Annotated in this window: 17 protein-coding genes and 1 pseudogene; 13 read left to right on the forward strand and 5 right to left on the reverse strand. The window is 69.7% G+C overall.

The window, feature by feature from the left end; genetic code table 11:
* Positions 1-51 precede the first annotated feature (51 nt).
* Together ACGFU6_RS08935 and ACGFU6_RS08940 are read right to left on the reverse strand one after the other, a co-directional pair.
* Positions 52-1,665, reverse strand: coding sequence for an MFS transporter (locus ACGFU6_RS08935; RefSeq protein ID WP_393609186.1), 1,614 nt, complete (start codon positions 1,663-1,665; stop codon positions 52-54).
* A 172-nt stretch (positions 1,666-1,837) separates the two neighbouring features.
* Positions 1,838-2,016, reverse strand: a pseudogene (locus ACGFU6_RS08940) (NAD(P)/FAD-dependent oxidoreductase); the annotation flags it as partial.
* Between the two features lie 92 nt (positions 2,017-2,108).
* Here ACGFU6_RS08940 and ACGFU6_RS08945 point away from each other — a divergent pair.
* The gene (locus ACGFU6_RS08945; RefSeq protein ID WP_393609188.1) at positions 2,109-2,723 is read left to right on the forward strand and encodes a helix-turn-helix domain-containing protein; all 615 of its coding nucleotides are present in this window, start codon (positions 2,109-2,111) and stop codon (positions 2,721-2,723) included.
* A 113-nt stretch (positions 2,724-2,836) separates the two neighbouring features.
* On the opposite strand, the gene ACGFU6_RS08950 is transcribed toward ACGFU6_RS08945, so the two are convergent.
* Both ACGFU6_RS08950 and ACGFU6_RS08955 read right to left on the reverse strand, forming a co-directional pair.
* Positions 2,837-3,247 carry a hypothetical protein gene (locus tag ACGFU6_RS08950; protein ID WP_393609190.1) on the reverse strand — a complete coding sequence of 137 codons (411 nt, stop codon included), beginning with the start codon at positions 3,245-3,247 and terminating at the stop codon, positions 2,837-2,839.
* Between the two features lie 95 nt (positions 3,248-3,342).
* Positions 3,343-3,900, reverse strand: a complete 558-nt coding sequence (locus tag ACGFU6_RS08955) for a DUF3291 domain-containing protein (protein WP_393609191.1) — start codon at positions 3,898-3,900, stop codon at positions 3,343-3,345.
* A 606-nt stretch (positions 3,901-4,506) separates the two neighbouring features.
* Between ACGFU6_RS08955 and ACGFU6_RS08960 the strand changes: the two genes are divergently transcribed.
* The 8 genes from ACGFU6_RS08960 to ACGFU6_RS08995 all read left to right on the forward strand — a co-directional run bounded on the left by ACGFU6_RS08960 (position 4,507) and on the right by ACGFU6_RS08995 (position 14,244).
* Positions 4,507-4,860, forward strand: coding sequence for a PadR family transcriptional regulator (locus ACGFU6_RS08960; RefSeq protein WP_393609192.1), 354 nt, complete (start codon positions 4,507-4,509; stop codon positions 4,858-4,860).
* 161 nt (positions 4,861-5,021) lie between these two features.
* Positions 5,022-5,678, forward strand: a complete 657-nt coding sequence (locus ACGFU6_RS08965) for a hypothetical protein (protein ID WP_393609194.1) — start codon at positions 5,022-5,024, stop codon at positions 5,676-5,678.
* Between the two features lie 308 nt (positions 5,679-5,986).
* Positions 5,987-7,294, forward strand: coding sequence for a DUF4192 domain-containing protein (locus ACGFU6_RS08970; RefSeq protein ID WP_393609196.1), 1,308 nt, complete (start codon positions 5,987-5,989; stop codon positions 7,292-7,294).
* Positions 7,295-7,448: 154 nt separating this feature from the next.
* On the forward strand, positions 7,449-8,213 hold the full coding sequence (locus tag ACGFU6_RS08975) for an NUDIX domain-containing protein (RefSeq protein WP_393609198.1): 765 nt from the start codon (positions 7,449-7,451) through the stop codon (positions 8,211-8,213).
* A 214-nt stretch (positions 8,214-8,427) separates the two neighbouring features.
* The gene (locus tag ACGFU6_RS08980) at positions 8,428-10,350 is read left to right on the forward strand and encodes an ATP-binding cassette domain-containing protein (RefSeq protein WP_393609199.1); all 1,923 of its coding nucleotides are present in this window, start codon (positions 8,428-8,430) and stop codon (positions 10,348-10,350) included.
* Between the two features lie 181 nt (positions 10,351-10,531).
* The gene (locus ACGFU6_RS08985; RefSeq protein ID WP_393609732.1) at positions 10,532-11,413 is read left to right on the forward strand and encodes a FadR/GntR family transcriptional regulator; all 882 of its coding nucleotides are present in this window, start codon (positions 10,532-10,534) and stop codon (positions 11,411-11,413) included.
* Positions 11,414-11,735: 322 nt separating this feature from the next.
* Entirely contained in the window at positions 11,736-13,283 is a 1,548-nt protein-coding gene (locus ACGFU6_RS08990) for an RNA polymerase sigma factor (protein WP_123527930.1), read from the forward strand.
* 130 nt (positions 13,284-13,413) lie between these two features.
* On the forward strand, positions 13,414-14,244 hold the full coding sequence (locus ACGFU6_RS08995) for a S1 family peptidase (RefSeq protein ID WP_393609200.1): 831 nt from the start codon (positions 13,414-13,416) through the stop codon (positions 14,242-14,244).
* Positions 14,245-14,347: 103 nt separating this feature from the next.
* Here the strand turns inward: ACGFU6_RS08995 and ACGFU6_RS09000 are convergent, their stop codons facing one another.
* Entirely contained in the window at positions 14,348-14,581 is a 234-nt protein-coding gene (locus ACGFU6_RS09000) for a hypothetical protein (RefSeq protein ID WP_024489001.1), read from the reverse strand.
* A 438-nt stretch (positions 14,582-15,019) separates the two neighbouring features.
* Between ACGFU6_RS09000 and ACGFU6_RS09005 the strand changes: the two genes are divergently transcribed.
* The 4 genes from ACGFU6_RS09005 to ACGFU6_RS09020 all read left to right on the forward strand — a co-directional run bounded on the left by ACGFU6_RS09005 (position 15,020) and on the right by ACGFU6_RS09020 (position 19,657).
* Positions 15,020-17,140: a type IIA DNA topoisomerase subunit B gene (locus tag ACGFU6_RS09005; protein ID WP_393609201.1), complete on the forward strand. Its 2,121-nt coding sequence runs from the start codon at positions 15,020-15,022 to the stop codon at positions 17,138-17,140.
* A gap of 164 nt (positions 17,141-17,304) precedes the next feature.
* A complete protein-coding gene (locus ACGFU6_RS09010) occupies positions 17,305-17,823 on the forward strand; it encodes a DUF1453 domain-containing protein (RefSeq protein WP_393609202.1) in 519 nt (172 codons plus the stop codon).
* On the forward strand, positions 17,820-18,983 hold the full coding sequence (locus ACGFU6_RS09015) for a sensor histidine kinase (RefSeq protein ID WP_393609203.1): 1,164 nt from the start codon (positions 17,820-17,822) through the stop codon (positions 18,981-18,983). The genes ACGFU6_RS09010 and ACGFU6_RS09015 overlap by 4 nt, the downstream gene beginning before the upstream one ends.
* Entirely contained in the window at positions 18,980-19,657 is a 678-nt protein-coding gene (locus tag ACGFU6_RS09020; RefSeq protein WP_393609204.1) for a response regulator, read from the forward strand. The genes ACGFU6_RS09015 and ACGFU6_RS09020 overlap by 4 nt, the downstream gene beginning before the upstream one ends.
* Positions 19,658-19,721: the final 64 nt, after the last annotated feature.

Below are 19,721 nucleotides of genomic sequence, written 5' to 3' on the forward strand. Positions count from 1 at the left end.
GCTGTGCGGGGGCGGCGTCGTACGCCGCCCCCGCACGGGGTCAGTGCGAGGTCAGCCGGCGGCGACGTTTTCCGCGACCCCGGTCTCCGGGGCTGCCTCGTCGTGGGGCCGGCGGGGTGCGGTGTTCTCCGGGCCCCGCAGGGCGACGTAGACGACCAGTACGGCCATGACGGCTGCGCCGGTCCACATGGCCTGCTGCCAGCCCTCGACGAAGGACTGCTGCGCGGCGTTGACCAAGTCGTGGGCGTGTGAACCGGTGCTGGGTGCCACCTCGACGGCGGTGGCGATGCCTTCGCGGGCGGTGTCCGCGGCGCCCGCGGGAATGCCGTCGAGCTTGCCGTCGATGGCGCTGCGGTAGCCGTTGGCCAGGAGCGCGCCGAGCATGGCGACACCGAGAGCCGTGCCGAACTCGCGGGTGACATCGTTGAGCGCGGAGGCAACGCCTTGCTCGGCGCGGGGCAGGGAGCTGGTGATGGCCTCGGTGGAGGGCGTCATCGACAGGCCCATGCCGATGCCCATGGCAAGCATCCCGGCCAGGATGGACAGGTAGCCGCCGTCCACGGATACGAACACGGCCATCAGGGCCAGGCCGAGGGTGGCCAGTGCGACGCCCACGGTCATGGTGGAGCGGGCGCCGATCCTCCCGGCCATCTTGGGCGCCAGGCCGGAGGCCATCATCATCATGACGGCCATCGGCATCATCGCCACGGTGGACAGCAGCCCGGACCAGCCGAGTACGGCCTGGAAGAACGGGAAGAGGACGACCGCGATACCGGCCTGGACGCCGAAGACGACGAGCAGGGTGACGGAGCCGCCGGCCAGGCCGCGCTCACGGAAGAGACGTACGTCAAGCAGGGCCGCGTCGCGTCGGCGCAGCTCCCAGGCCACGAAGGTGATGGCGGCGATGACACCGACGGCCAGGCTGATCAGGGTGACGGGGGCGGTCCAGCCGCGTTCCGGGCCTGTCTGCAGGACGAGGATGAGGCCGATCACGGCGATGGTGGAGACCAGTGCGCCGATGGTGTCGAAGGAATGAGATGAGCGTTCGCGGGAGTTGGGCACTGATTTCAGCGTCATCGCCAGCGCGATGAGAGCCAGGACCACGGGCAGTACGAACAGCCGGCGCCAGTCGGCGACGTCGACCAGCAGGGCGGAGAGGAACATGCCCAGGATGCCGCCGCCCCCGGCGACGCCGGTCCACACGCCGACCGCCTTGCCTCGTTCCTTCTCGGGGAAGGTGGAGGTGATGACGGCCAGCGTGATCGGCATGATCATCGCGGCGCTGATGCCGGCTGCCACGCGAGCGCCGATCATCACCGCGGCCGACGGGGCCAGTCCCGCGACGACGCCGGCGGCACCGAAGATGATCAGCCCGGTGATCAGCATGGGCTTGCGGCCCAGGCGGTCACCGATCGCACCGAGCGGCAGCAGCAGGGCAGCCAGGGCGAGGGTATAGATATTGATGATCCACAGAACGGTGCTCTGCGAGGCACCCCACTCGACGGCCATGTGCGTCTGGGCGACATTCAGCCCGGACACCGATGCGATGACGGCCATCAACGCGATCGAGACGGCGATCAGGATCGCGCGGAGCTGACGCGCATCCGGCGCGCCCGCGCCGTCCACTGGCATGTCCTGCGCCTGGGGAGGCCGATTGGTGCTCATGAGTTCCTTCCAAAAAGGCCATGGGGAGTCAGCGCCGGGACAGAGCCGGTCGGTGAGACGGGGACTTGTTCGCCGCCCTGTCCCCCGGATGGCGGGCGCGCGGTTCTTCAGCAGCGGGGCCCGGGCGCCTGGCCGGTGGCCTTCTGTGCGGCGGCGAGCACGGCATCGGTGTCATGGCGGCGGCGGGGGCGTTGCGCGGGGTGCCGCTGTCGATCACGACGACGGAGCGGCGCGAGCGAACCGGCATCAGTGCGCCGTCCAGACCTGCGGCGGCGCCGCCGCCGATCACCACTGCATCCACGGTCTCGGTGGGCGTGTGTCGCTCTCGTAGCGGGAAGTCTGCGCAGACATGTCGCGCCCTTTCGTCGTACGTGGCCCCCCGTGCTGGACCATCTGCGTTCGACGTTAAACCCGCGTTGCATCAAGGGCATATCATTTTGCCTATGACGCAAGACGATGGACAGCTGGACAGCCTCGTACGCAAAAGGATCCGCGCGCTGCGCACCGCGCATGGCTGGTCACTGGAGGAGCTGGCCACCCGCGCCAACCTCAGCCAGTCCTCACTGAGTCGTATCGAGAACGGTCAGCGCCGCCTCGCACTCGATCAGCTGGTCACCCTCGCCCGCGCGCTGGACACCACCCTGGACCAGCTCGTGGAGAACGCCGCCGACGATGTCGTCGTCAGCCCGACGATCGACGGCGCGCGCGGCCTGATGCGCTGGCCCGTGAAGGGCGACCCCGGTATGAGCGTGATGCGTCAGCGGATGACCGGCCCGCCGCCCGACAACCCGGCCCGCATGCGCGCCCACCCCGGCCGTGAATGGCTGGTGGTGCTGTCCGGTACCGCCATCCTCATGCTCGGCCACCGGCGCTTTCGCGTCGAGACCAACCAGGCCGCGGAGTTCCCCACGATGATGCCGCACGCCATCGGCGCCGAGGGCGGACCGTGCGAGATCATGGGCATCTTCGACCGCGACGCCCGCCGCGGCCACCAGAAGGACGCCGGTGCCGACGGCTCGGAGGCCGATTGCGGCAGCGCCCGGGGTCCCCGCGAATAGCGGGCCGCAGTCGACGGCAAGCATCTGAGCGGTGACGATCCCCGAGCGGGATCGGCACCCCGCTGACCACGGACGCGGGGCCGGAAAGAGTCCACGCACCGGCGGTGCTGGGACTATGGGTGCACCTGCCACCAGCGGGCCGCCTCAGCGCGAGCCACTTCGGTGTCGTACTGACGCGCGTCGAAATGGAACTCTGGTGGAGGGGAGGGTTCGCCCGTGTGCGCCGCCCTCGGAACCACCCAGTCCGACCACTTCACGATCTCCCCGAATCGCTGCACGGTCACGGACAGGAAGCCGCAGCAACCGCCGGTGCACTCCGGTTCTCCCAGCTCCAGGCGGCGAGCCTCGTTGGTCGCCCGCAAAGGGCTGGGCCGCCCCGCCGGGAGCAGATCGGCGGCGTAGGGCCCGCGGCCGCCCTCACCGACAGCCCCTTCAACGATGTCCTCGCTGCTGACCCGGAGCCGCACCTGAGCCGCGAACCGGTTTCCCGGCGGCAACACCTTGATCTCCAAACGATCGAACATCAGACCACCTTAGAAGCGTGCTGATGTCTGCGTGCCGCCCGGTCGGCGTCCGAATTCCACCCGTCGCACGGTGGGCCAACCTGCGGACCTCTTTGTCAGTGAACCCGGTCGCTCCTCGGTCCGACGTCTTTGGTCTTCATCGGAGTTCCGTCCGGGGCGAACGGGTGCTGGAAGGCGAAGGCGTGCGGTGCGGAGCCGTGCTCGTCGAGGTGTTCCAGCCTCGAAACCCCGTCCTGCCAGGTGGGGATCACGCCGTCGGAGACCCACCAGAACGCGTAAGGCGGGTGTCCAGTCCTCTCGAACCAGTCGTAACGCCTGTTCAGCGCTGCACGGTGCAGACCGGTGTAGATGGCGTCGAAGGCGGGGCGCAGGCCGGTCCAGAGTGAGAGGGTCGCGGCCAGGGCGGTGGTTTCCGCGGTACGGCCCTTGCCGTACCAGGTCGGTACGGCGAACTCTCCCCATGTACCCCAGTCCAAGTCGAAGTGCGAGCCCTGATCACCTTCTGCGGCTTGTGCATGAGCAAGGTATCCGGGGTGCTGGCTGATCTTCTGGTAGATGGCATCGGCGCCGTCGTGGAACTCGCGTGTGAGGGGTGCGGGGTCGGCGAGAGGTGCCTTCAGGACGCCGAATGTGTACAGAACAAGATGGGGCATGCGTCTCTCCCTGGTGGGGTGTGCCTGCGGTGGTCCCGGTTCGGTGGCCTATGCATGGGGCGAGGGCTTGTGGGGCGTAAGCAACTCCTCTCGTCGCAGGCGGCCTACCTGAAGTAACCTCTATGCGACCGTGTGTGACCGCCGAAGCCCAGGAGAAGGTAGCTGCCTGTGCGGGCGATGTCGAAGTTGTGTTTTTCCCGTCTAAGTGGCTTCTTGTCCAGGTCCTCGCGGGGCCGGGGGAGTGGCGCTGCCTGCCGTAGTGGAAGTCCGCATGGCCCGGCAGCCGCGGAGAGGTGGCATCGAAGGCTGGTGTGCCGTGGGGACGTAAGCGGCGTCGGCCGAGGTGGATGACGCGAGCCGGCCGACGTCATGTCGCTGTCCACCGCACTGCTGCAGGCCGCCCGCACCGGCGCCAACGACAGCGGCGACGAGCGGACGTTACTGCTCGAGAGGCTTCCTTTTTTGCGTTCGGCCGCGGCTGCCGCACGGCGGCGGTCGCCGCCCGTGCCGCTGCTGGGCAGTCTCGTTCGGGCCGTCATGCGGTGCGGACTGTTCGGAACGAGATGGTGCTGGTCAACCGCTTTTCAATAGTCAGGTGAACGTACTATGGTTGATCGCGGCAGAGCCGTGCGGGAACCGACCCTGCTCATACTCACGGTTCTGGCCGACAGGCCCAGACACGGCTACGCGCCGGCTCAGGAAGTGCTGACGATTCCTCAGGGCCGCGTGCGGCTGCGCACCGGGACGCTCTACGGGTCCATCGAGCGCTTTCAGGGGGAAGGCGTGATTGGTTCCTTCGCGCTGGAGTGGATCGCGGGGAGGCCCCGGCGTACGTACACGCTCACGCGCACCGGTCGAAACGGCCTCGCCGCAGAGGTTCGGCGCATCACTGCCGGCGCTCGCGAGGCCACCCGACGCCTCAAGCAAGCCATAACCGAACCGACCGGAGCCCCCGCATGACTGACGCCCGGCACTCCTCCCGTGTCCTGTCTCTCTACCCACGCCGATATCGGGCAAGCCATGGCGCCGAGATCCTGCAGATGTACCGGGATGCCGTGGAGGGCGCCTCAGCGACTGCCGCACATCTTGAGCAACTGGACATCGCGGCACACGCGTTGCGTGTGAGGACGCATACCGGCTCCAGCCACCGGGCCGGCCGCTTCCTGGTGGCCACGGCTCCGTACGCCCTGGCGGCTGCCGGGGCGATCGCCGCCGCCGGGCTGACCGCCGCCGTGGCGGACGCAATGCGTGGCGGGAGCGCGGCCGGTTTGGATCCCCTCGGCACAGCGGTCTACATGGCCGTGCTGGCAGCCGGAGCGGTTGCCTGCCTGGGGCGTTGGCCGATGTCCCGGGTACTCGCGGCGCTCTCCCTCACGGCGCTGATTGCAGGGGCCCAGGGATCCGCCTGGCTCATCCCGCTGTTGGCCCTCGTGGTGGTGATGCCCGCAGGGGTCGTACCAGGCAGAGATGACCGTCGGCCGGCTGCGGCCTACGCCGTCATCACCTGGCTGCCATCCCTCTGTGCGGCGCTTTCGGGCGACAGGAACTTCTTTCTCGGAGCGATCCAGCAACTCGGTCCCGTCATGCTGCTGATCGTCATCCGCACAGCGGCCCCGGGCGCCCGCCCCCGGCACATCCTCGCGATCCTGGTGGCCGGCGCCCCATGGGTCACGTCAGTTACCGGCTCACCGATCGGTGCCGCCATCGTCAGCACCGCCCTCGCCATCGCCTGGGGAGCCGGACGCCTGTCCCGCAGGCGGTTTTCTGTCGCAACCTAGAGCGGCCGTCTCGTTCGATCACGGAGCCGACCACGAGGAGAGGCCTGCGATGTGCGGTCCGGCCAGGTAGACCGTGCCGAGCCGGAGCGGGCCCAGCACCTTTTCCGGCTCGCCCGGCTCGCCCCGCCACTGGTCCTCAGCCCTCCGGCACGGAGCCGGCCCAAGCCCCTGCACTCTGCACGGTCTGCGATGGTCATGAACCCATGCAACCCGATGGGTACGACAAACCGCGAACGACCGCACGACCCCTGTGGATAACTTATCCACAGGGGGTCGCGGATTCCTGCCCGGCACGAGACCGTCATCGCATGAACAAGCACCACGAATCCACCGGTCCGTCCGACGAGCAGCAGATCACCCTGCGAGGCCCGGCCGAGCTGGCCGACGCACTCCCGTATCTCATGGGATTCCATCCGAACGACAGCGTGGTCATGGTCGCTTTGCACGGTGGCCGGGGCCGCTTCGGCGGGCGGCTCAGGCTCGGTATTCCGCAGTCCGCGCAGGAGTGGCCATCGGTTGCCGAGCAGCTTGCGGAGTGCCTGATCAAGGGGAGCGAGCGGCGTGGCGACCGGCCCGACGCGATCGTCATCTTCCTCTGCCAGGATCCCGCCGGCGCAGAGACCGGCAACCAGGTCATGGAGCGGCTGCGGCCCTTCGCCCAGCGACTGCGCACCGCTTGTGGCGCACTGGACGTGCCGGTGCTCGAGGCGCTCTGCATCGCCGGCGACCGCTACTGGTCCTATTGCTGCCCCGACGCCCGGTGCTGTCCGGTCGATGGCACTCCGCTGGTCGTGCCGGGCACCTCGGTCATGGCTGCGGCAGCCACGTACGCGGGCGTTCAAGTGCGCGGGTCGCTGCGTGAGATGGAGGCGAGGCTGGCGCCCCTGGCAGCTGCGGCGGCCAGGGAGCAGCAGCAGGCGCTCGACCGGGTGGGGGCTGCGCTGCTGCCGAAGCTGCTCGATGAGGAAGGGCGCAGGGAGCTCGGCGGATCCACCTTGAAGCTCGCCCGGGAGCTCATGAAACGCCTCGGGGCGACGCCTGCGGCGATGCCCTCGCTGTCCGACCTCAACGACGACCGGCTGATCGGTCATGAGGAGGCCGCCGCGGTGATTCTCGGCCTCCAGGACCGGGAGGTCCGTGACCGGGCCGCGGAATGGATGGAAGGGCCCGAGGCGGAGTCGGCGCTGAGGCTGTGGCGAGCTCTGGCCCGCCGTTGTGTCGCGCCGTACGTCGAGCACGCGGCGGCTCCGCTGACCCTGGCGGGCTGGGTCGCGTGGTCCACCGGTGACGAGCCGGCCGCACGGGTCGCGCTGGGCCTCGCGCTGCGGCTGGACCCCGGGTACACCTTCGCCCAGCTGCTGCACGAGGCCTGCAACCAGGGCCTCGACCCGGAGACGCTGCGGCGCTGCCTGCGCGGCGAACGCGCCACGCGGACGGTACGGCGGGGCCATCGCACGGGACGGGTCGCGGGGGCCCGTTCCGTACGCGCTCAGGCGGCCGGGCAGCGCGGGACGCGGCAGGGTCCCGCCGGGCCCGGAGCGACCGGCCGGCGCCGCGCCGGACAGGGCCGTCAGCCCCGGACGCTCGGCCGTCGGGGGGCCAGGACCCGCCGATGACGGCAGGCGCGGTATGGGCCCCCGGCCGCTGGGCCCCGAGGCGCGGGGGAGCGCGGGGCGGCGTGCGGCCGGGGCCATGCGAGCCGGTGTCGGGACGGATGAAGAGCGCGACGAAGGGAGTGTTTATCGTCAGGCAGACGACTATGATCACGACATGCCGCCCTACGACCCGTCGACCTTCCCGCCCTTCGCTGTCACAGTCGACCTGGTCGTGCTCACAGTGCGCCGTCACGCGCTCTGCGCGCTGGTGGTGCGACGAGGCGAGTCACCGTTCCAGGGCAGGTGGGCGCTGCCCGGCGGCTTCGTCAAAGCCGATGAGGACCTGGGCGCCGCCGCGGCGCGTGAGCTCGTCGAGGAGACCGGGCTCTCCGCGCACGACGCTGCGGTTCCGGCCGTCGGGAACGGTGCTCATCTCGAACAGCTCGCCACCTACGGCGACCCCGGGCGCGACCCGCGGATGCGGGTCGTCAGCGTCGCCCATCTCGCGCTGGCACCTGACCTGCCGGCCCCCCGGGCGGGCGGGGACGCGAACAGTGCGCGCTGGGCGCCTGTCGGGGACCTGCTCGGACCCGAGGGCGGATTCGGCCGCGACGGCGAACGCTCGGCGCCGTTGGCCTTCGACCACGCGCGGATCCTGGCCGACGGGGTGGAGCGGGCCCGCTCCAAGATCGAGTACTCCTCGCTCGCCACCGCCTTCTGCCCGCCGGAGTTCACGGTCGGCGAGCTGCGCCGGGTGTACGAAGCGGTCTGGGGCGTCGTGCTCGACCCGAGGAACTTCCACCGCAAGGTGACGGGCACCCCCGGCTTCCTGGTGCCCTCCGGCGGCACGACCACCAGGCAGGGCGGGCGCCCGGCGCAGCTTTTCCGGTCGGGCGCGGCCACCGTACTCAACCCGCCGATGCTCCGGCCCGAGGTCTGATCCCTGCGGCGTCGGGCTCGTCCACGCCCGTGCCGTACGAGCGGTGCGTGCCTGTATCCGGGGTGAGGTGAAGGGGCGCGGCAGCCGCCTCGAGCCGCGCGCAGGCAGGCCGGAACGCCGTGGACGCGGCATTGCGCGGAAAGTCCTATATGTCGGGTTATCTTTCTGCGGTACCCACTGCCGTCGAGCGGTCTCACCTCGTGCGAGAGAAGCGATGCTCCAGGCCATCGGACTCACCAGCGCCCGCCACCGCGGACTACCGCCCGCCGTGGACGACCTCACGTTCGAGGCCCGCTCCGGCCGCGTCACCGCTCTCCTGGGCGCGCGGGGCTCCGGTAAGACCTCGGCCTTGCGGCTGATGCTCGAACTCGATCCGGGCCGGGGAATCACCTACTTCCGCGGCAGAGCTCTGCACCGTGTCGCGCACCCCGCCCGTGAGGTGGGAGTGGTCCTCGGGGACGTGCCGGGCCACCCGGTCCGAACCGCCCGGGGGCAGCTCCGCATGCTGTGCGCCGCGGCGGGCGTCCCGGCGTCCAGGGCCGACGAACTGCTCGACACCGTCGGCCTGGCCGGGCTCGGCGACCAGCGCATCGCGTCGCTCTCCCCGGGTATGGACCGGAGGCTGGCCCTCGCCTCCGCGTTGCTCGGCGACCCGCACACGCTCATCCTCGACGAACCCACGGAGGGCCTCGACGCGCGGGAGGCCGACTGGCTGCACGGGCTGCTGCGGGCTCATGCCGCCAGGGGCGGCACGGTGCTCTACACCACCAGTGACGCCAAGGAGGCCGCGAGGTCGGCGGGGCAGGTGGCCGGGCATGTGGTGTCCATCGATGCCGGGCGGCTCATCGCCGACCAGGACGTCGCGGAGTTCGCACGCACCCGGCTCCGTCCCCGCGTCGCGGTCCGTTCCCCGCACGCCGCCCGCCTTGCCGCGATCGTGAGCCGCGAGGCACGGGCGGCCCGGCGTTCCGTCGAGGTCGTCACCGAGGCGAGCAGCAGCCGGCTCTCCGTCTACGGCAGCAGCTGCGCGGAGATCGGTGACACGGCGTTCCGGCACGGGCTTCCCGTTCACCAGCTCGCCGACGAGATCGGAGACACCGGCCCGGCCGCAGGTCACACGGCTCCGGGGGGCCCGGCCCACCGCACAACCGGGCGGGGCGGCACAGGGACCGGCTCCACCGCGCACGCCACCACCACCGCGCATGCCACCACCGACACGGCGCACCCCACCACCCCCGCTGCCCCCGCGGTGAAAGCCGCCCTCACCGCGAGCGCCGCGCACCCCACCACCCGCGCCGCGAGAGCCGCGCACCCCACCACCCCTGCCGGGCCGGGTCTTCCGCCGCCGATCAAGCGGCGGCCCGCCCGTGGTCCGCTGCGTCCGGTGCGTTACGAACTGCGCCGCCTCTTCGGGGTCAGGACGACGACCCTGATCATGGCCGTCGCCCTGATCGCATCGGCCGGGATCTCCGTACTGCTCGCCCGCGACGGCCGTACGCCGTTGCCCAACGTGCTTGCCGCCTGGCCCTCCCTGCTTCCGCTGCCGCCCGCCGCGATCTGTGCGGGGCTGCTGGGGGCGCTGTCCTTCGGCGACGAGTTCCGCTATCCCGCTCTCGCCGCCGGGCGCGGCACCGTGCCCCGCCGCCTCGGGCTGCTCCTCGCCAAGCTCGCGGTGTCCGCCGGCGTCGCTCTGCTGCTCGCCCTGCTCGTCGTGCTGGCCTCTGCGGCGTCCCTTCGCCTCGTGTACGGCGGGGACTTGCTCCGGATTCCGCCGAATGTGATGTCGCTGGCCGTGAGTTGGTCGGGCCTGACCATCGGCTGCGCCTGGGCCGGGCTGCTGGCTGCCGGGGTGTTCCGGGTGACGGCGGCGGGTGTGGCCGCGGTGCTCGCCGTTCCGGTACTGATGGTTCCGCTCGTCCAGAGGATCCCGAAGGCTCCGACCGTGCGTTCGACGACCGGACTTCCGGGGCGGCTGCGGGAGCTGGTCTGGCCGCAGTGGCCGCACGAGACGGACCGGTGGGTACTGGCCGCGATGCGGGTCGTGGAGCATCCGGTGGGAACCGCATTGGCCCTGTCGTTGTCAGTCCTCATCTGTGCGTATCTGTTCACCAGTGTTCGCGGCAGGGTGCGTTGGTGATCACGGGGTGGCGTCGGAACGCCAAAAGTCCCACAACTCCAGTTGAAATGCCCGTTTTGCGACGATAAGGCGTCAATTGGGAAGCGGGTGCCGATCACCCTTTCGTGTGCTTTTCACCAAAGACCTCAAGGGGTGGCTGAGCCGCGCCGACAAAGGATGCGTGAGTACCCTTGCGCACACCATGATGACCGCCGCCCGCACTGCCGACTCCGGCCTCGCCGGCTCGGGCGAACTCGACCGTTACCCCTACGCGGAGACGCCGGCCGGCGAGCGTGCCGCCATTCGTTCCTGGGGCGGTACCGACAATGAGCTCGGCAGGGTGGGCCGGCGGGGATCGGCCAGCCGTGGCCGAGGCCTCCACGGCCAACTTGTCCAGCAGCTGGGACAGATGATCGTTTCCGGAGATCTGGGCGCGGACCGCCCCTTGGTGCCGGAGGAGATCGGTCAGCGTTTCGAGGTCTCCCGCACCGTCGTGCGGGAGTCGCTGCGCGTGCTGGAGGCGAAGGGGCTGGTGAGTGCCCGGCCCAATGTGGGTACCAGGGTCAGGCCTGTCAGTGACTGGAATCTGCTCGACCCCGACATCATCGAATGGCGCGCCTTCGGCCCGCAGCGCGACGACCAGCGTCGTGAGCTCAATGAGCTCCGGTGGACGATCGAACCCCTCGCCGCCAGCCTCGCCGCGGGCCACGGCCGGGATGATCTTCAGCAGCGCCTTGCCGACATGGTCGAGATCATGGGGCACGCACTCGGACAGGGGGATGTGATCACCTGCGCCCGCGCCGACGCGGAGTTCCACGCCCTGCTGATCCAGGCCGCGGGCAACCGCATGCTGGAGCACCTCTCCGGCATCGTCTCCGCCGCCCTGCATGTCTCGGGTGGCCCGGTGACCGGTTGTGACCGCCCGAACGAGGGATCGCTCGGCCACCACGCGCGGATCGTCGAGGCCCTCGCGTCAGGCGACTCCGCAGGCGCCGAATCGGCCATGCGCCAGCTGCTCGTGCTCCCGCTGGAGGCGGAGTCGGCCGAACCGGTGGTGCCGGCCCCGCGCGAGCGCGAGCACTGAGCGCTGCACTTGGCGGGTGTACCGGCCGTGTGCCGCCGGGCCTCCGCGGTCCGGCGGCATAATTGTGGGGGGATGCCCCTCGTGGTCGCGTTCGTCGGAAATGGGGTGTGACTCGGGCCACGCGGATTGGGCGTAACACTCCTCGAAACAGCGCGATGACTTAAGAGGTGACCGCCGCGGAAGGAATACAGCAGCCACTCAGTGCGCTGTGCAGTTCTGAGGCATAGCCCGCGCCGTCGGCACACTCCCAGCCGACGGTCGTCGGTTCAGCCCTCTCCGGGGCCGGGCCGGAAGCCGTTTCCATCGTTCCGAGAGGTTGTTCGTGTCGGCCAGCACATCCCGTACGCTCCCGCCGGAGATCGCCGAGTCCGAATCTGTGATGGCGCTCATCGAGCGGGGAAAGGCTGATGGGCAGATCGCCGGCGATGACGTGCGTCGGGCCTTCGAGGCTGACCAGATTCCGCCAACCCAGTGGAAGAACGTTCTGCGCAGCCTCAACCAGATCCTCGAGGAAGAGGGTGTGACGCTGATGGTCAGTGCCGCGGAGCCGTCCAAGCGCGCCCGCAAGAGCGTCGCAGCCAAGAGCCCGGTCAAGCGCACCGCCACCAAGACTGTCGCGGCCAAGACCACCGTGACGCGTACCGTCGCGGCCACCGCCGCTCCGTCCGCCGAGACCGTGGACGTGGTGGCCGATGACGCCACCGCGGCCGCCCCCGCGAAGAAGGCGGCAGCCAAGAAGACGGCTGCCAAGAAGACCGCCGTGAAGAAGACGGCGGCCAAGAAGACCGCGGCCAAGAAGGCCGGCAAGCAGGACGACGAAGCCCTCGACGGCGACGACGCAGCCGAGGAAGTCAAGGCCGGCAAGGGTGAGGAAGAGGAGGGCGAGGGCGAGAACAAGGGCTTCGTCCTCTCCGACGACGACGAGGACGACGCACCTGCGCAGCAGGTCGCCGTCGCCGGCGCCACGGCCGACCCGGTCAAGGACTACCTGAAGCAGATCGGTAAGGTCCCGCTCCTCAACGCCGAGCAGGAGGTCGAGCTCGCCAAGCGCATCGAGGCGGGCCTGTTCGCCGAGGACAAGCTGGCGAACTCCGACAAGCTCGCGCCGAAGCTCAAGCGCGAGCTGGAGATCATCGCGGAGGACGGCCGCCGCGCCAAGAACCACCTGCTGGAGGCCAACCTCCGTCTCGTGGTCTCGCTGGCCAAGCGGTACACCGGCCGCGGCATGCTCTTCCTGGACCTGATCCAGGAGGGCAACCTCGGTCTGATCCGCGCGGTCGAGAAGTTCGACTACACCAAGGGCTACAAGTTCTCCACGTACGCCACCTGGTGGATCCGTCAGGCGATCACCCGCGCCATGGCCGACCAGGCCCGCACCATCCGTATCCCGGTGCACATGGTCGAGGTCATCAACAAGCTCGCGCGTGTGCAGCGTCAGATGCTCCAGGACCTGGGCCGCGAGCCCACCCCGGAGGAGCTGGCCAAGGAACTCGACATGACCCCCGAGAAGGTCATCGAGGTCCAGAAGTACGGCCGCGAGCCGATCTCCCTCCACACCCCGCTGGGTGAGGACGGGGACAGCGAGTTCGGTGACCTCATCGAGGACTCCGAGGCGGTCGTCCCGGCCGACGCGGTCAGCTTCACGCTCCTCCAGGAGCAGCTGCACTCGGTGCTCGACACCCTTTCCGAGCGTGAGGCCGGTGTGGTCTCCATGCGCTTCGGTCTCACCGACGGACAGCCGAAGACGCTGGACGAGATCGGCAAGGTCTACGGGGTGACGCGTGAGCGCATCCGGCAGATCGAGTCGAAGACCATGTCGAAGCTGCGTCACCCGTCGCGTTCGCAGGTGCTGCGCGACTACCTCGACTAGGTCGGGGAGTATCCGGAACGAGGGCCCGCATCCCACAGGGATGCGGGCCCTCGGCCTATGTGGGGGTGCGGATCGGCGTCGGCGGAATGACTCTGGGTAGGCATGGTCCATCACAGAGTCAGGAGTACGTATGTCCCGTACCGTCGTCCGCACCATGACCGGGGCGCTCGCCCTCACCGCTGCCGCGGCCGTGATACCGCTTGCGGCCCCGGCCTCGGCCGTCGCGGACAGCATCGTCATCGGGGGGCAGCCCGCTCATGTCAAGGACAGCCCGTGGGTGGTGGCGCTCTCCAGTCGCAGCCGGTTCGGGGATGCCCGCGCCGGCCAGTTCTGCGGCGCCGTGGCGGTGGAGCCGAAGAAGGTGCTGACGGCCGCGCACTGCCTCAGCAGTGAGGCGCTCGGGAGCGATGTCAGCCAGGTGCAAGATCTGCGGATCATCTCCGGCCGGGACGAGCTGAACGGCTCCGGCGGCAAGGAGATCGCGGTGAGCGGTACGTGGGTCAACCCCGGGTTCGACGCCACCACCAACAGCGGGGACGTCGCGGTGCTGACCCTCGCCGAGGCGCTGCCCGAGCAGGACGTGATCCCGATGGCCCAAGCCGGTGACGACGGGTACCGGGCGGGCGCCGCCGCGGTCGTCTACGGGTGGGGGGACACCACGGGTAACGGTGACTACGCCTCGTCACTCCGGTCCGCGAATGTGAGCATTCTGCCGGACAGCTCGTGCGAGGAGGCCTACCCGGGCGGCGGGAACGGCACGTACGAGGCCTCAGCGATGCTCTGTGCGGGCGAACCGCAGGGCGGGTACGACGCCTGCCAGGGCGACAGCGGAGGCCCTCTGGTGGCCCATGGGCGGCTTGTGGGGCTGGTCTCCTGGGGGGCGGGCTGCGGTCGGGCCGGGAGCCCCGGGGTCTATACGCGGATCTCCGCCGCCATCGAGTGGATTGCGGACGCCGACTGACCGTCGCGGCTCCGAGTACGAGAACGGGCGGCTCCCTCCGGTGGAGGGAGCCGCCCGTCGGTCGGTACGGGACCGGCCCCTGGCTCGTCGTGGATGCGAGGTGTCAGTGTTGTTCCTCTTCGGCGGCTTGGGCCTGCACGGCCGTCAGCCGATCCGTCTCATCCTGTATTTCCGCGGCGATCTTCTTGAGTTCCGGCTCGAACTTGCGACCGTGGTGGGCGCAGAAGAGCAGTTCACCGCCACTGATCAGGACGACGCGCAGGTATGCCTGGGCGCCGCAACGGTCACAGCGGTCTGCTGCGGTCAGCGGGCTCGCGGGGGTCAGAACAGTAGTCACGTCGCCTCTTCTCTAGCTCGACGAGCTGTCGTACCAGGGTCAACATCCAACCAGGCCGAAAACGTTCCCGCTCGTGGCTTTTCTTCGAAACTTCTTCTCGGGATGGCTGTCTGTTGCCGGTTCGCGGCGAATGTGCCGTATTGCGTGGCGCTACGGTTTCGCGTTGCTTGTCTTGGTGGGTCCGTCCGGACGGCTGGCTTGCCGACTTGTTCATGAGGACGTGCCCGGAGCCTAAATGGTTCATGCCTGGAAGGGAACGTGATGTGCACGTCACTCAGACGAGGGATCGAACGTGCATGCGAGGCTGGACTACTGTGAGGGTTCTCCTGGGGTGGCGTTACACCCGCTCTACCAGGCCTCGGTACCCTCTCAGCGGCAACCGAAGCCGAGCCCGTTACCCACTGGGCCCCAAATGAAATTCAGCGAGGAGCGAACCGCGTGACCGCCGATACGTCCGTGCCGTCCACTGCGCTGCTGACCGGAGCAGACCAAGACGGTTCCAACTACACCGCGCGGCATCTGCTCGTACTCGAGGGGCTCGAAGCGGTTCGCAAGCGCCCTGGTATGTACATCGGGTCCACCGACAGCCGCGGCCTCTTGCACTGCCTCTGGGAGATCATCGACAACTCCGTCGACGAGGCTCTCGGCGGTTACTGCGATCACATCGAGGTCATCCTCCACGACGACAACTCCGTCGAGGTCCGCGACAACGGCCGAGGTATCCCCGTAGACGCGGAGCCCAAGACCGGCCTGTCCGGTGTCGAGGTCGTGATGACCAAGCTGCACGCCGGAGGCAAGTTCGGCGGTGGCGCGTACGCGGCCTCCGGCGGTCTCCACGGCGTGGGCGCCTCCGTCGTGAACGCCCTCTCCGCCCGGCTCGACGTGGAGGTCGACCTCCACGGCGCGACCCACTCGATCAGCTTCCGCCGCGGGGTCCCCGGCATGTTCACCGAGCAGGGGCCGGACAGCCCCTTCGACCCGGCCAGCGGGCTGCTCAAGGGCAAGCGGGTCCCGAAGGCGCGCACCGGTACCAGGGTGCGGTACTGGGCCGACCGGCAGATCTTCCTCAAGGACGCCAAGCTCGATCTGGACAGGCTCCACCAGCGGGCCCGCCAGACCGCCTTCCTCGTCCCCGGTCTCAGCATCGTCGTGCGCGACGAGCGGGGTCTGAACGGGGAGGGCAAGACCGAGGAGACGTTCCGCTTCGACGGCGGGATCAGCGAGTTCTGCGACTACCTCGCCCAGGACAAGGCCGTCTGCGACACCCTGCGCCTTTCCGGGCAGGGCACGTTCAAGGAGACCGTGCCCGTCCTCGACGAGCGCGGCCACATGACGGCCACCGAGGTCACCCGGGAGCTGGTCGTCGACATCGCCATGCGCTGGGGCACCGGCTACGACACCACCCTCAAGTCCTTCGTCAACATCATCGCCACCCCCAAGGGCGGCACCCATGTGACCGGCTTCGAACGCTCGGTGACCAAGACGGTCAACGAAGTGCTCCGTTCGGCGAAGATCCTTCGCGTCGCCGAGGACGACATCGTCAAGGACGACGCCCTGGAGGGCCTTACCGCAGTCGTGACCGTGCGGCTGGCCGAGCCCCAGTTCGAGGGGCAGACCAAGGAGGTGCTCGGGACCTCCGCGGCCAACCGGATCGTCGCCAACGTCGTCGCCAAGGAGCTCAAGGCCTTCCTGACGTCCACCAAGCGCGATGCGAAGGCCCAGGCCAGGGCGGTCCTGGACAAGGCGGTGGCCGCCGCGCGCACCCGGATCGCGGCCCGCCAGCACAAGGACGCGCAGCGCCGGAAGACGGCCCTGGAGTCCTCCTCGCTCCCCGCGAAGCTCGCCGACTGCCGCAGTGACGACGTCGAGCGCAGCGAGCTGTTCATCGTGGAGGGCGACTCCGCGCTCGGCACCGCCAAACTGGCCCGGAACAGCGAGTTCCAGGCCCTGCTGCCGATCCGCGGCAAGATCCTCAACGTTCAGAAGGCGTCCGTGTCGGACATGCTGAAGAACGCCGAGTGCGGCGCGATCATCCAGGTCATAGGAGCGGGGTCGGGGCGGACCTTCGACATCGACGCCGCCCGCTACGGCAAGATCGTCCTGCTGGTCGACGCCGACGTGGACGGCGCCCACATCCGGATCCTGCTGCTGACCCTCTTCCAGCGGTACATGCGGCCCATGGTCGAGGCGGGGCGGGTCTTCGCCGCGGTGCCCCCGCTGCACCGGATCGAGCTTGTCCAGCCGAAGAAGGGCCAGGACAAGTACATCTACACGTACTCGGACAACGAGCTGCGCCAGCGGCTGCTGGAGCTCCAGCGCAAGAACGTCCGGTACAAGGACTCGATCCAGCGCTACAAGGGTCTGGGCGAGATGGACGCCGACCAGCTGGCGGAGACCACGATGGACCCGCGCTTCCGCACCCTGCGGCGGATCAACATCGGCGACCTGGAGTCGTCCGAGCAGGTCTTCGATCTGCTGATGGGCAATGAGGTGGCGCCCCGCAAGGAATTCATCACCAGCTCGGCCGCCACACTGGACCGCTCGCGCATCGACGTCTGAGTCCGTGGCCGGCGCACGACCGGCCCGCACGACACCGGAGCCGTCGTCTCCACCCCTGGGTGCAGACGGCGGCTCCACCCACGTTCAACCCCTGGGCCGATCCCCTGACCTGGCCGTTTCCGTAGCGTCGGAGTCGAAGAACTTCCCGCCATTCGGAGGCTCCCATGTCCGGGCTCGTCAATGTCCTGGTGATCGTCGCGGTCATCGCACTCGTAGTGGTCCGCCAGTGCTCGGCCCGCCGGATCTCCGGCGACCGGCGCTGGTGGGTCCTGCCCGGTGTCCTGTTCGTCATGGCGCTGCGCGAGCCCGGACTGGTGGACCAGCACCACGAGACACTCTCCGTGCTCGTCCTGGGAGCCGAGCTCGCCGTGGGGCTGGTGATGGGCGCGGCCTGGGGATGGACGGCCCGGCTCTGGCGTGCGGAGGATGGCTCCCTGTGGAGCAAGGGGACCAAGGCCACCGGCTACGTCTGGGCCGGGGGCCTGCTGCTGAGGGTGGCCCTCTACGGGGCAGCAGCGGCGCTGGGCGTACATCAGGGCAGCTCCGCCCTGATGATGGCCCTCGCGCTGACGCTGCTGGTGCGTGGCGGGGTGCTGGTGCGGCGGGCCGCCGGGATACCGGCGTCGTACGGTGTGACCGCTGACCGCGTGCCGCTCCGGCAGGCATGGAAGGACCGTGTGTGACACCCGCTTCGTGGACGAGCTGGCCTTCACGGGAGGCTCTCTCTCGGGAGAGGAGAGCCCGCTCACGGATCGTCATCGCGTGGTCCGTCCGGGCCGGGCTGCTCACCCTGATGCTCTGGGGGACCTTCACCGGCGGGCTGTTCGAGCCCTGGGAGATCGGGGTCGGCCTGATCGGGGTGCTCGGCTGCGCGGTGCTCGCGGTGGCCTTCTTCCGGACCAGTCTGGAGAACCGGCTCTGGCTCTCCCTGGGTGCGCTGGCCCTGCTGATGGTGGCTGCGTTCGGGGCACAGGAGGCCGGCGCCACGGTGCCGGCGGTGGTGCTCTGGTGCGGCTGCGCGGTCACGGCTCTGGAGCGGCTGCCGCTGGTGGCGGGAATCCCGTCCACGGCGGTGGCGCTGGGCGCGTACGCGGTGGTGGACACCGACAACTGGCTGTCCACGGCCGTGACCACGGCGGGGCTCTGCCTCGCGGGCTATGTGCTGCGCCTGGACGCCGAGGCCCGGGGCAGCGCGCGACGGCTTCTCGCTCAGGAGCGGGCCGCGCGGGTCGCGGAGGCCGAGACGGCGGCCTTGGACGAGCGGTCCAGGATCGCCCGGGAGATCCACGACGTGCTCGCCCACAGCCTCTCCGCTCAGCTGGTCCACCTGGAGGCGGCGCGGCTGCTGATCGAGAGGGAGCCTGCGGGGGAGTTCCGGGACAACGTCCTGCAGCGGGTCGTCGCGGCCCGCTCCATGGCCCGTGAGGGGCTCGCGGAGACCCGTCAGGCGCTCTCCGCCCTTCGCGGCGAGGTCTCGCCGGTGGAGGACTTCCTGCGGCAGCTGGTGGCCGGCGAGCCGGCCGAGGTCAGGGTGGAGGGGAAGCGCCGGACGCTGACCGCCGAGGCCTCGCAGACGGTCCGGCGCGTCGCACAGGAGGCGCTGACCAACGTGCGCAAGCACGCGCCGGGGGCCAGGGTGCGCATCCGCCTGCAGTACCTGCCGGACGGGATCGCGCTGGAGGTCAGCGACCGGGGCGGCAGAAGTCCTGAGACCGACCTCGCTGTCAGTGGCTCCGGATACGGTCTGCTGGGAATGCGGGAGCGCGCCGAACTGCTCGACGGCACGCTGGAGGCCGGTCCCGGCGAGGAGGGGTTCGTGGTGAGTCTGCGGGTGCCCGCGTGAGCGCGCGGGTGGTGGTGGCCGACGACCAGTCGGTGGTGCGCGAGGGAATCGTCATGCTGCTGGGCCTGCTTCCCGGGATCGAGGTGATCGGGTCGGCGAAGGACGGCGAGGAGGCCGTCGCCCTGGTCGCCGAGCACTCGCCGGACGTGGTCCTGATGGACCTGAGAATGCCTCGGTGCGACGGTGTGGAGGCAACGCGCCGGATCCGCAAGGACTATCCCGCCACCCAGGTCGTGGTGCTGACGACCTTCGCCGAGGACGACTCACTCTTCCCCGCACTCAGGGCGGGCGCCCGCGGCTATCTCACCAAGGACGCCGGGGGCGACGAGATCGTGCGGGCCATCGAGGCGGTCCTCTCGGGCGAGGCCGGGCTCTCGCCCGCCGTGCAGCGCCGGCTGCTGGAGCAGGTCACCACGGGGCCGTTGCCACCGGCCGGGGCCGGCGAGCCGGAGCTTCCCGACGGGATGACCCCCCGTGAGGCGGAGGTGCTCGTCCTGATCGCCGAGGGGATGTCCAACGCGGAGATCGCCCGCGGCCTGCACATTTCACAGGCCACCGTGAAGAGCCACATCAACAACCTGTTCGCCAAGGCGGGGCTCCGCGACCGGGCCCAGGCGGTCCGCTACGCGTACGTTCGAGGGCTCGCACGGCCGCCCGGCACATCCTTCACCTGAAGAGGTGAAGTCTCGCGAATGAAGTGCCCGGGATCTTCCCGATCTGCCCATTCTTGGGTACGCG

It is taken from the genome of Streptomyces sp. NPDC048462 (genome assembly GCF_043200175.1).
In the GTDB taxonomy this organism is placed as follows: Bacteria; Actinomycetota; Actinomycetes; order Streptomycetales; family Streptomycetaceae; genus Streptomyces.